Raw genomic sequence first — 12,728 nt, 5'->3', positions numbered from 1 at the left:
AGGTAATTTCTATTAAAAAGTTCAATTTCAGAAATATAAATGGAGAAAGTGAGAAAAAGTGAATGGTGAATGGTCAATAAGTGAATTTTTCGGGTTGTATTTGATGTGAAATTTAATGCAATTTATTCAATAGGAGCGGACAATTATCCTGAGCATAGTCGAAGGAAACCCCCTTAAATAATAAAAACAAATCCACCGGCTCTAGCCAACACCTACAACATAATCATCTGTGAAAATCTGTGAAATCTGCGGTCAAAAAAATAAGCATAACTTAAAAATTCGTATATTTAATTAGACGTATAAACCCAAATGCTGTATGAAAATCTTTTATTACCTGATACTTTTTGTTTGTTTTATCAACACAGGCATTGTACAAGCTCAAAATAATTATCCTCAAAATTATTTCAGAAATCCATTAAACATTCCCATGCAGCTCGCTGCCAATTTTGGTGCTGTGCGGACCAACCACTTTCACATGGGACTGGATCTGAGAACCAACAGCCAGGAAAATCTTCCGGTTCTTGCAGCCGCAGAAGGTTATGTGAGCAGAATAAAAGTAGAACGGTACGGATTTGGAAATGCAGTGTACATCACTCATCCCAACGGCTATACCACGGTATATGCCCACCTGAATAAATACTTCAGTAAACTGGATGAATACGTAAAGGAAAAACAATATAAAGACGAAAAGTGGGAACAGGATATTACTTTTCAGCCCGGACAGTTTCCTGTGGAGAAAGGACAACAGATTGCTTTGAGTGGAAATACCGGAGGTTCGGCGGGTCCGCATCTGCACTTTGAAATAAGAGATACCAAAACAGAGGAATGCTTAAATCCGTTACTTTTTGGGTTTGCCATTCCTGACAATATTGCCCCGATTATTAGCGGATTGTATTGGTATGACAGACGTTTCAGTACTTATGAACCCGGTGCAAATAGTATTGCCGTAAAAAAAGCTGGAAATGCTTATACGGCTAATCTTGTTCAGGTGAGTTCTCCGGAGATAAGTTTTGCCATTAAAGCTGTAGATAAAGCCAATAAAGGATTTAATCTTGGTATTTATCAGACAGAATTCTTGATGGACGGTAAGCTGATTTATAGTTTTAAAATTGATAAAATTCATTATGATGATACCCGGTATATCAACGGCTGTATAGACTATACCAAATTCATCAGGGATAAAATGGGAATTCAGCACCTGTCCGATTTACCAGGAATGCATCTTCAGAATTATAGTCTTCCAAACTTAAGTGGGATTATCAAACTTCAGGATGAAAATGTTCATACCATTGAGATTGTTCTGAAAGACGTCAAAGGAAATACAAGCCGCTTAACAACAAAAGTTCAGTTAAGTAAAACTTCAGATAAAATATCTTCTACGGGAAAAACAATAATGGCTAATGAAGCGAAAACCATTACCACAGAAAATACAGAGATTGCTTTCAGTAAAAATGCCATGTATGATGCCATAAATTTCAATGCCTATGAAAAACCGGATACAGATCCGGATGCTGTTTCAAATACCATTGTTTTGCATAGTCCATACATTCCCGTTCAGGATGAATATACTTTAAAGATAAAACCGAAAAGAAAATTAACCAATACAGAAAAAGACAAAGCTGTTATCCTCCTTGATTATGGCAGTGATAAAACCGTTGTCAAGGTAAAATGGAATGGTGACTGGGCAGAAGGGAAATTCAACAGATTGGGTACGGCGAAATTAGTGATTGACAATAATCTTCCATCCGTTTCATCAGGCTGGGCAGAAGGAGCGTTGGTTAATAGCAGTTCATTACTTTTAAAGGGAACAACGAAAGTGGGTGATATTGTATCATTTCGTGCCGAACTGGATGGTAAATGGCTGAGGTTTGCAAGAGTAAAAGATAATTTTGTCTACATTTTTGATGAAAAATGCCCGAAAGGAAGTGGTTCTCATAGTTTAAAAGTAACAACTATCAATACTGCCGGGAATACCAATACACAAACTTTTACGTTTAGGAGATAATTCATCTTTTAATACTTGAATCTTTAAATCTTTTAATTTTAATTAGATAAATTTGCCTTTTAAAAAATTAAAATCATTGGAATTTCATCCGTCAATCGAGAAAGCAGGGATTCAGGAAATCAAAATATTTCAGGAAGAAAAACTTCATGAGCTTTTGGCTTATCTTGAAGCTCATTCGCCGTTTTATCAGAAACTGTTCAAAGAAAATAATATTACTATAGAGGATATTCGTACTTTGGAAGATCTTCAGAAGATTCCTACCACCACAAAGAATGATCTCCAGCAGTATAATCATGATTTTTTCTGCATAACACCGGATAAAATTGTGGATTACAGCACCACTTCCGGAACATTGGGAGATCCGGTGACTTTCGGATTGTCCGACAGTGATCTGGAAAGGCTTGCATACAATGAAGCGATATCTTTCGCATGTGCAGGAATTCAGAAAGGAGATGTTGTGCAGATGATCACCACCATAGATAAAAGATTTATGGCTGGACTTGCCTACTTTTTGGGCTTACGGAAAATGGGTGCCAGCGTAGTAAGAATGGGACCGGGAATTCCTGAACTGCAATGGGATTCTATCTTCAGATACAAACCCAGATATCTGATCACTGTTCCTTCTTTTCTGTTGAAAATGATTGATTATGCGGAAAAACATGGATTGGATTATAAAAATTCCGGTGTTTACGGTGCTGTTTGTATTGGAGAAAGTATCAAAAATCAGGATTTTACAGATAATATTCTTTCACAGAAAATCAAAGAAAAATGGGACATCAAACTCTTTTCCACCTATGCCTCTACGGAAATGAGTACTGCCTTTACAGAATGTGAATTCCAGATCGGAGGACATCACCATCCGGAACTGATTATTACAGAAATTCTGGATGACGATGGCAATCCTGTGAAAGAAGGAGAAAGCGGAGAACTTACCATTACGACTTTGGGAGTGGAAGCCATTCCTTTGTTGAGGTTTAAAACCGGAGATCTTGTAAAAGCCCATTATGAACCATGTCAGTGCGGAAGAAATACGATGAGATTAGGACCTGTTGTAGGAAGAAAGCAGCAGATGATCAAATATAAGGGAACAACATTGTATCCTCCTGCCATGAATGATATTTTGAATGATTTTAATAATATCTTATGCTACCAGATTGTGATTCAGGCCAACGAAATCGGACTTGATGAGATTATCATTAAACTGAGTACAGAAGCAGATCATGAAGGGTTTGTCAATGAAGTAAGAGACCACTTCCGTGCAAAACTGAGAGTAAGTCCTAAAATTGAAATTATCGATTTTGATATTCTTTCTAAAGCAGTTTTTAATCCAAACAGCAGAAAACCGATTAATTTTATTGATTTACGCTGATTTGCTTTTCTTTAAAATTAATTTTATTCTTTTTATTTTACACTTATTCTGGTTTAAATTACCGGGATTTTTTCTTACGATGTAAATAAAATGGTTTTTTTACAAAAATCTGTTATTTAGAGTCTTAATTAGTAATTTTATCAGAATTAAACATAAAAAAATGAAAAAGAATTTAATTCTGATGGTCGGCTTAACAGTAGGCCTTGTATTAGTATCATGTAAAAAAACAGGTACTGAACTTGAAAAAGAACTCTCGGCAGCACATGCTAAATTGAAATCTGATCATAGCAAATTAGAAACAGCTCATTCGGTAATGGAAAAAGAACATGCTGCTTTTACCAGTATTCATCACCTGCAGAATGAACCTGCTACCAGTGAGCATAACAAAATTGAAGCTTTGCATAAGAATATTCTGCAGCAGCATGCAGACCTGCTTTCCAGGCATTCTGAAATTATAAAAAAGCATGATGAATTGGAGAGAAAGCATGCAACTGAAAATTTTGACATCAATCAATTGAAAGCTGATCATGATCAAATGATGAAAGAGGATGAAGAACTGATAAGGGAGCATACAAAAATGACAGAAGATCATACAAAAATGATGGCAGAAGATGCTAAGATAAAAAAAGAAGATAAATTGAAATAATTTTGTACAAAAACGGTCTGAACTTTCAGGCTGTTTTTTTACGGTTACTTATCAATAAAAGTAAATATCTTTGGGCGCTTAAATAAAAACTAATTTAAAAAATATGAGAAAATTATTGTTATTGCTGTTCATGGCAATTGGAGTGGTAGCTTTTGCCCAAAATCAAATTAAAGTTGAGTCCGGAAATTTTGATTTTTTAAAAGATCAAAACGAAGTGAATGTTCAGTTGGTGTTTGATAATGCAGCCTATCAGGAGAAGAACATGACGGAAGCTCAATACCTGGAAAACAGGAAAGCGGATATTACAGCCAAAAAAAGCGAAGCTGTATGGAAAAACTGGATTTATCAGTGGGGACAGTTTAAAAATTCTGAGTATTTGGACTATTTCCTTAAAGGCATAAATGGGAAATCCAAAAAAGTAGTTTTCAAAAAGGATGCAAAGACAAAATACACGCTGATTATTGATGCAAAATGGATTTATGCCGGCTGGTATGGCGGAATGATAGGTTCTCAGGAAGCAAAATTAACAGCAGATATGAAGTTTGTGGAAACTGATGATCCTTCGAAAGTAGTGATGAGATTACAAGCAGATAAAATAGGAGGCAAGCAAATGAATAAAGAATTTGCATGGGAATACGGAAGAATAGCTGCAGCCTATGAAGTTACCGGAAAAAAATTGGGAAAGGAAATCAAAGAAGTTATAAAATAAACAAAAACGGTCTGAATTTTTCAGACCGTTTTTATTATGCTTGATTTTGCTGCTCCTGTTTTTCCAGCTTGATCAGGTTCGCAAGGTTTTTAATTACCGTATCGTGCTTTCTCACAAAAGGATTGTCTTTATTCCAGACATAGCCTGCTAAAACAGCACAGATCTTTTTCTTTACATCCGGATTTTCTGGCTGATGGAAGAATAGCTCCTGCAGATTTCCGGTATACCATTCTTTTACATAGGTGGTGAAAACATCCACTCCGTATAAAATGTAGTCTGTGTATTCCCTTTGCCAGTCGATTTTTTCTCCGTTTAATTGTCTTAGCGCCAGTTTTGCGGCCAGCATTCCGGATTCTGTGGCAAAAGCCATTCCGGAAGAAAATACCGGATCAAGGAATTCAGAGGCATTTCCTGTTAAGGCAAATCCGTCTCCGAATAAACTTTTAACCGAACAGGAATAATCTTTCAGATGTTTAGGTTCAAAAAGGAAATCTACGTTTCCAAAACGTTTTACATAATATTCAGAAAGAGAAATCGCTTTTCTTAAAGCTTCCATTGTATCTCCGTTTTCAGACAATTTGTCGATATATTCAGTAGGCCCTACAATTCCTAAACTTGTGTTTCCGTTGGAAAAAGGAATTACCCAAAGCCATACTTCAGTTTCAATGATGTCAAAAGAAATCAAAGTTCCTTCTTCTCCCGGTTCTCTGTTGATATCATTTACATGAGAGAAAATCGCAGAGTGAGGTGATAATTTTGAAGGTTTTTCAAGATCAAGCAGGCGAGGCAGTACTCTTCCGTATCCGCTGGAATCGATAACAAACTTAGCGTGGATCTCTTTTGTTTCTCCATCCTTGTTTCTTACCGTAGTTATAGAATCTGTCCCGTCAAATTTGATATCTATCACTTCAGTTTCAAACTCAAGATCAATTCCTTTGTTAATGACTTCCTGAGCAAGTGTATTATCAAAATCAGCTCTTGGAACCTGCCAGGTCCAGTCCCAGCCTTCCCCGAATTTGTTGCTGAAATCAAAAATGCAGACTTCCTCACCACGAAGGAAACGAGCCCCAAGCTTTTTTTCAAAGCCCATTTTGTCTAATGCAGGGAAAAGTCCGGCCTCCTCAAAGTGGTCCATTACCCTTGGAATTAAGCTTTCTCCAACTACGAGTCTCGGGAATTTTGTCTTTTCGACTACTTTTACGTTGACATTATTCTTCTTTAAGTAGGAAGAAGACACGCATCCGGAGGGTCCGGCTCCGATTACAAGAACGTCAACAAATTCTTTGCTCATCTTTGATTTTTTATTTTAATAATAACTTTTATCTTTGCCGCAAAATTAGTGACAAATAATTAATATTTTACAAAATTATCAACTATTACTTTTAATTGATGAAAATAAATAACTTTTTAGAACTGAAAGACTTTCAAAAAATTATCATTGAGAATGAAAAAATAGAACTGGATGAATCACTTTTATCAAGAGTGGATAAAAGTTTTCAGTTTTTAAAAGAGTTTTCAAAAAATAAAGTAATATATGGTGTGAACACCGGTTTTGGGCCCATGGCTCAGTTTAAAATCAGTGATGAAGATACACACCAGCTTCAGTATAACCTGATCAGAAGCCACTCTTCAGGAATTGGAAACCCTTTGCCTGCGGAAGAAGTAAAAGCATGTATGCTGGCAAGACTGAATACCTTATCTTTAGGGAATTCAGGAGTGCACCAGTCTGTTATTTATCTTCTTCAGGAATTAATCAACAGAGATATTACCCCATTGATCTTTGAACATGGAGGCGTAGGAGCAAGCGGAGACCTTGTTCAGCTGGCTCACCTGGCTTTGGTACTGATCGGAGAGGGAGAAGTATTTTACAAAGGAGAAAGAAAATCTACCAAAGAAGTTTTTGAAACAGAAGGCTTAGAACCGATCAAAGTAGAGATCCGTGAAGGACTTGCTTTAATGAACGGAACTTCCGTAATGTCAGGAATTGGTATTGTGAATGCTTATAAAGCGAATCAGCTTGTTGATATTTCCCTTAGGCTTTCCTGTGCGATCAATGAGATTGTACAGGCTTATGATGATCACCTGTCAGAAGTGTTGAACGGAACCAAAAGACATTATGGGCAGCAAAAAGTGGCAGAAAGAATGCGTTCTCATCTGGCAGACAGTAAGTTGATCAGAAAAAGAGAAGAGCATCTTTATACTCATTTTGAAGAGCAGGAAAAAGTATTCAAGGAAAAAGTTCAGGAATATTATTCTTTACGATGTGTTCCTCAGATTTTAGGTCCGGTATTGGATACATTGGAATATACAGAGAAAGTTCTTGAAAATGAGATTAATTCAGCGAATGATAATCCAATTATCAATGTTGAAGACCAGCATGTTTACCATGGAGGAAACTTCCATGGAGATTATATTTCTCTGGAAATGGACAAGCTTAAAATCGTGGTGACAAAACTGACCATGCTTGCAGAAAGACAGTTAAACTACCTTCTGAATGCGAAAATCAATGAAATTTTGCCTCCTTTTGTCAATTTAGGTAAATTAGGTTTCAATTTCGGGATGCAGGGAGTACAGTTTACGGCAACTTCTACTACGGCAGAAAGCCAGATGCTGTCAAATTCTATGTATATTCACAGTATTCCAAACAATAACGATAATCAGGATATCGTTAGTATGGGAACAAACGCTGCGGTAATTTGCAGAAAAGTCATTGAAAATGCTTTTGAAGTATTGGCGATTGAAGCGATTACCATTATTCAGGCTGTGGAATATCTTGGATTCCAGGATAAGGTTTCATCCTCTACAAAAGAACTGTATGATGATATCAGAAAAATTATTCCTGCTTTCTCAGACGATATGGTCATGTATCCGTATCTGGAGGAAGTAAAGAAATACCTGAAAGGAATGTAACTACTGGTTGCCATCAATTGTCTTTTAAAAAAGGCTTCCAGCATCAACTTAAAAAACTAAAAACGATATAAACACTAACGCATGAAATGTGCAATTGTAACAGGTGGCTCCAGAGGAATCGGGAGGGCAATCTGTATAAAACTGGCAGAAGAGAAAAACTATCACATCCTTATCAACTACGCTTCAAATGAAACGGCAGCCAAAGAAACATTGGCTAAAGTGGAAGAATTGGGTTCTACCGGAGAAATTCTTAAATTTGATGTAGGAAACACCGAAGAAACACAAGCTGTTTTAACGGAGTGGCAGGAGAAAAACCCTGATGCAGTGGTGGAAGTGATTGTCAATAATGCCGGAATCACAAGAGACGGCCTTTTTATGTGGATGCAGAAAGAAGACTGGAATAATGTGATCAATACAAGTCTTGATGGTTTCTTCAATGTGACCAATTTCTTTATTCAAAAGCTTCTTCGTAACAAATACGGAAGAATCATCAATATGGTTTCTGTATCCGGAGTAAAAGGAACAGCCGGCCAGACGAATTATTCCGCTGCGAAAGGAGCTTTGGTAGGAGCTACAAAGGCTCTTGCTCAGGAAGTTGCCAAAAGAAATGTTACGGTAAATGCAGTTGCGCCGGGTTTCATCAAAACGGATATGACCCAGGAGTTTAATGAAGATGAGCTTAAAGCAATGATTCCTGCCAACAGATTCGGAGAAGCAGAAGAAGTGGCAGATCTTGTCGCATTTTTAGCATCTAAAAAATCTTCCTACATAACAGGTGAAGTGATTAATATTAACGGAGGAATTTACTCATAAATAATCTAACAATATACCAATGTACCGGTGTACCAATGTTGATTGATATCAATGAAAAGATTGTTACATTACTAGACTGATACATTGTTAAATTCAATATAAACAAATGGAAAATAGGGTTGTAATTACCGGAATGGGAATTTATTCCTGCATCGGGACGTCTTTAGAAGAGGTCAGGGAATCCCTATATCAAGGAAAATCCGGTATTGTTTTAGATCAGGACAGAAAAGAATTTGGTTTCAGGTCTGGCCTCACAGGAGTAGTTCCGAAGCCTGATCTTAAAAATCTTTTAAACAGACGCCAGCGTATCAGTATGGGAGAAGAAAGCGAATATGCTTATCTTGCTACCCTGGATGCTTTAAAACAGGCGAATCTGGATGAAGAATTCTTAGAGGCTCATGAAGTGGGGATCTTGTACGGAAATGACAGTGTTTCCCAGGCAGTCGTAGAATCTATCGATATTGCAAGGGAAAAGAAAGATACAACATTGATGGGATCGGGAGCGATTTTCAAATCAATGAACTCAACAGTAACGATGAACCTTTCAACGATTTTTAAGCTGAAAGGGATTAATCTTACCATCAGTGCAGCATGTGCAAGCGGTTCTCATTCTTTAGGGCTGGCTTATATGATGATTAAAAATGGTTTCCAGGATATGATTATCTGCGGCGGAGCTCAGGAAACCAACAAATATTCCATGGCGAGCTTTGACGGATTGGGAGTGTTCTCAGCCAGAGAAGATGAGCCTGCAAAAGCATCAAGACCTTTCGATGCAGAAAGAGACGGATTGATTCCAAGTGGCGGAGCAGCCAGTCTGATTGTTGAAAGTTTGGAATCTGCCCAAAGAAGAGGCGCTCCGATTATTGCTGAAATTATCGGATATGGTTTTTCTTCCAACGGAGGTCATATTTCAACTCCTAATGTAGATGGGCCGGCTTTGGCAATGGACAGAGCCTTAAAACAGTCAGGATTAAAAGCTTCAGACATCGATTATATCAATGCTCACGCAACTTCTACTCCAATTGGTGATGCGAACGAAGCGAAAGCCATTTATGAGATTTTCGGCAGTGAAGTTCCGGTAAGTTCTACCAAATCTATGACCGGACACGAGTGCTGGATGGCAGGTGCAAGTGAAGTTATCTACTCCATTCTGATGATGCAGAACGATTTTGTTGCTCCCAATATCAATCTGGAAAACCCTGATAATGAAGCACAAAAGATAAATTTAGTCGCAAAAACAAAAAATCAAAAAATTGATGTATTTTTGTCGAATTCTTTTGGGTTTGGGGGAACCAATTCTGCACTAATAGTTAAAAAATTTGATTAAAAACATGGAAAGGGAAAAAATTGTTGCTATTGTTAATGATTTTCTGGTAAACGAATTCGAGGTAGACGGAGACGAAATCAGTAACGATGCCAACCTTAAAAATACACTGGGCTTAGACAGCTTAGATTATATCGACATGGTAGTCGTGATCGAATCCAATTTCGGCGTGAAATTAGGAGAAGCAGATTTCAAAAAAATGGTGACATTTGATGATTTCTATACAACGATTGAACATAAGATTGCTGAAAAAAACGTGTAGTTATTGAGTCAATCTTTATTCTATAAAATGTGCCAATGTAACAATATCACAGTGATCCGGTAACGGACACTTCAAAAAGGTATTATTACATTGGCTCTCTGTTATATTAAATTCTAGATATGAACAAGTGGAAAGGTAAATCTAAAGGAACAGTACTCGGATACAGAATATTTGTCTGGTGTATTAGAAATATCGGGATCAGAAGTTCATATGGGGTGCTGTATTTTGTAGCCGCTTATTATTCCCTGTTTCAGAAGAAAAGCAATCAATACATTCTTTATTATTTTCAGAAAAGATTGAACTATGGATACTGGAAATCCAAAGCTTCCATCTTTAAAAGCTATTTTACCTTCGGAAAAGTTCTGATTGATAAAACAGCTATTTCAGCAGGACTCAGAGAAAAATATACCTATGAATTTGACGGTATTGAAAACCTCAGAAATCTTTTAGCTGCTAAAAAAGGAGGTGTGCTCATCAGTGCCCATATCGGTAATTTTGAAATTGCAGAACACTTTTTTGCAGATATCGACTTCGACTGCCAGATCAATCTGGTAACCACAGATCAGGAAGTGACCGTGATCAAGGAATATCTGGAAAGTGTTGCGGTAAAAAAGAGTAATATTAAGTTTATTTACGTGAAGGAGGACATGTCTCATATCTTTGAGATCAATCAGGCTTTGTCTAATAATGAACTCATCTGCTTTACCGGAGACCGTTATTTTGAAGGTTCCAAATATCTGGAAACAGAACTGCTGGGTAAAAGTGCAAAATTTCCGGCCGGCCCGTTTTTGATCGCCTCAAGGTTAGGCGTTCCCGTAGTATATGTCTATGTGATGAAGGAGAATAATCTTCATTACCATCTGTACGCAAGAGTGGCACAGAATATCAAAAACCGTGATTCACAGGGACTTTTACAGTCTTATGTTCAGAATCTTGAAACCATGGTGAAAAAATACCCGCTTCAATGGTTTAATTATTTTGATTTTTGGGATGATGTTGATTAATTTTTCTATTTTTATCCCGAAAAACGAATAAAAACTAAAAAACCATTAAGATTTACCGAGATTTAAGAGAACCCATAAAATTTCTATGCTTACTTTACCAAAGTAAACTTTAAATATCTTAAATTCCCTGTTTCTTAATTATTAAAAGCACATTCTCTTTTGAAGAAAGCATACGACATACTTGTAATCGGCAGTGGATTGGGAGGTCTTGTTTCGGCTCTTATTTTGGCGAAAGAAGGTCTGAAAGTATGTGTTCTCGAGAAAAATAACCAATATGGCGGAAATCTTCAGACTTTTTCAAGGAATAAGCTTATTTTCGATACAGGAGTCCACTATCTGGGAGGTTTATCCAAAGGGCAAAACCTGAATCAGTTTTTTTCCTATCTGGAAATCATGGATGACCTTGAACTTCAGTTGATGGATGAAGATGGCTATGACAGAATCAGTTTCGGTGATGATGAAATAGAATATCCTCATGCACAGGGCTATCAGAATTTTGTTGAACAGCTTTCAAAATATTTCCCCGAAGAAAAAGAAAACCTTGAAAACTACTGTGAAGAAATTCAATATGTATGCAGCCAGTTTCCAAGATATCATGTAGTAGGAAAGGACAGTTACAACGAAGAAATCCTGCACCTCAATACTAAAAGATTCATTGAGTCTGTTACCCAGAATAAAAAATTGCAGTCAGTTTTACTGGGTTCCAACTTTTTATATGCCGGAGACTCGGAGAATGTTCCCTTTTATGTACATGCTCTGACGGTAAATTCTTACATTCAAAGTGCTTACAAATGTGTGAAAGGAGGAAGTCAGATTTCTAAACTTTTAATCAGAAAACTCCGGGAATATGGAGCCGAAGTACACAAGCACTCGGAAGTTTCAGAATTTGTTTTTAATGAAAATAATACACTGACTTCTGTAAAGACGAAAGCAGGAAAAGAATACGAGGCAAAACAATTTATATCAAATATAGAAATACGCTCCACCATCAAACTGATAGGCGAGGAAAGACTGAAAAAATCCTTTCTGAACAGGGTTTTAAGCTGGAAGCCTGTTTCTTCGTGTTTTAGTATTTATCTGGTTTTAAAACCTCACAGTCTTCCGAATTTCAATTACAACAGATACCACTATTCATCGGAAGATCAGGTCTGGAATGCATCCCAATACCAAAAAGAGTCGTGGCCGGAAACTTATATGCTTTCATCTACCCCTTCAAAACATCATCCTGAATTTGCAGAAAGTCTTACCGCGATTTCTTATATGGATTTTGATGAGGTTAAAGAATGGGAAAATACATTCAATACAGTTGCGGATGAGCATGAAAGAGGAGAAACTTATGAAAGGTTTAAGCTTGAAAAGACTGAGAAAATGCTTGATGCCCTGGAAAAGAAGATTCCCAATATAAGACACGCTGTTAAAACACTCTATACTTCTTCTCCCTTGTCTTACAGGGACTATATTGGTAATTTTGAAGGAAATATGTACGGATATATGAAAAGTTCAGAGAACCCTCTTAAAACAATGGTTTCCCCACGTACGAAAATTGACAATCTTTTTTTGACGGGACAATCCGTGAATATGCATGGCATCTTAGGTGTTACGATCGGAGCCTTTAATACCTGTGCCGAGATTATTGGAAAAGAAACGATAGACATGCGGTTGACACAAATGATTAATAAAAACTAA

At 37.0% G+C, this 12,728-nt stretch carries 11 protein-coding genes; 10 read left to right on the top strand and 1 reads right to left on the bottom strand.

The features are described from left to right. Positions 1-316: 316 nt before the first annotated feature. The 4 genes from AC59HC_RS09460 to AC59HC_RS09445 all read left to right on the top strand — a co-directional run bounded on the left by AC59HC_RS09460 (position 317) and on the right by AC59HC_RS09445 (position 4,729). On the top strand, positions 317-2,005 hold the full coding sequence (locus tag AC59HC_RS09460) for a M23 family metallopeptidase (RefSeq protein ID WP_202839910.1): 1,689 nt from the start codon (positions 317-319) through the stop codon (positions 2,003-2,005). A 76-nt stretch (positions 2,006-2,081) separates the two neighbouring features. Beyond that, entirely contained in the window at positions 2,082-3,374 is a 1,293-nt protein-coding gene (gene flxY, locus AC59HC_RS09455; RefSeq protein ID WP_202839909.1) for a flexirubin biosynthesis putative acyl-CoA ligase FlxY, read from the top strand. 160 nt (positions 3,375-3,534) lie between these two features. Continuing rightward, positions 3,535-4,020: a hypothetical protein gene (locus tag AC59HC_RS09450; protein WP_343644120.1), complete on the top strand. Its 486-nt coding sequence runs from the start codon at positions 3,535-3,537 to the stop codon at positions 4,018-4,020. A 103-nt stretch (positions 4,021-4,123) separates the two neighbouring features. Further along, entirely contained in the window at positions 4,124-4,729 is a 606-nt protein-coding gene (locus AC59HC_RS09445; protein ID WP_202839905.1) for a hypothetical protein, read from the top strand. A 34-nt stretch (positions 4,730-4,763) separates the two neighbouring features. Here AC59HC_RS09445 and AC59HC_RS09440 read toward each other — a convergent pair whose 3' ends face one another. Beyond that, positions 4,764-6,020, bottom strand: a complete 1,257-nt coding sequence (locus AC59HC_RS09440; protein WP_496558490.1) for an NAD(P)/FAD-dependent oxidoreductase — start codon at positions 6,018-6,020, stop codon at positions 4,764-4,766. Positions 6,021-6,118: 98 nt separating this feature from the next. Between AC59HC_RS09440 and flxA the strand changes: the two genes are divergently transcribed. From flxA to AC59HC_RS09410, 6 genes are all read left to right on the top strand, one after another. After that, positions 6,119-7,639 carry a flexirubin biosynthesis tyrosine ammonia-lyase FlxA gene (gene flxA, locus AC59HC_RS09435; protein WP_496558489.1) on the top strand — a complete coding sequence of 507 codons (1,521 nt, stop codon included), beginning with the start codon at positions 6,119-6,121 and terminating at the stop codon, positions 7,637-7,639. Between the two features lie 81 nt (positions 7,640-7,720). Then, positions 7,721-8,452, top strand: coding sequence for a flexirubin biosynthesis SDR family reductase FlxB (gene flxB / locus AC59HC_RS09430; protein ID WP_202839899.1), 732 nt, complete (start codon positions 7,721-7,723; stop codon positions 8,450-8,452). Between the two features lie 106 nt (positions 8,453-8,558). Further along, positions 8,559-9,779: a beta-ketoacyl-[acyl-carrier-protein] synthase family protein gene (locus AC59HC_RS09425; protein WP_202839897.1), complete on the top strand. Its 1,221-nt coding sequence runs from the start codon at positions 8,559-8,561 to the stop codon at positions 9,777-9,779. Between the two features lie 4 nt (positions 9,780-9,783). Further along, the gene (locus AC59HC_RS09420) at positions 9,784-10,038 is read left to right on the top strand and encodes an acyl carrier protein (protein WP_202839895.1); all 255 of its coding nucleotides are present in this window, start codon (positions 9,784-9,786) and stop codon (positions 10,036-10,038) included. A gap of 119 nt (positions 10,039-10,157) precedes the next feature. Beyond that, on the top strand, positions 10,158-11,042 hold the full coding sequence (locus tag AC59HC_RS09415) for a lysophospholipid acyltransferase family protein (RefSeq protein ID WP_202839893.1): 885 nt from the start codon (positions 10,158-10,160) through the stop codon (positions 11,040-11,042). A 159-nt stretch (positions 11,043-11,201) separates the two neighbouring features. Further along, positions 11,202-12,728 (top strand): phytoene desaturase family protein, encoded by a 1,527-nt coding sequence (locus AC59HC_RS09410; RefSeq protein ID WP_202839892.1) that lies wholly within the window; start codon positions 11,202-11,204, stop codon positions 12,726-12,728.

It is taken from the genome of Chryseobacterium sp. DZ-32 (assembly GCF_059587025.1).
Note: the sequence above shows the minus strand (reverse complement) of the source record. Positions and strands in the feature narration are given on the sequence as shown.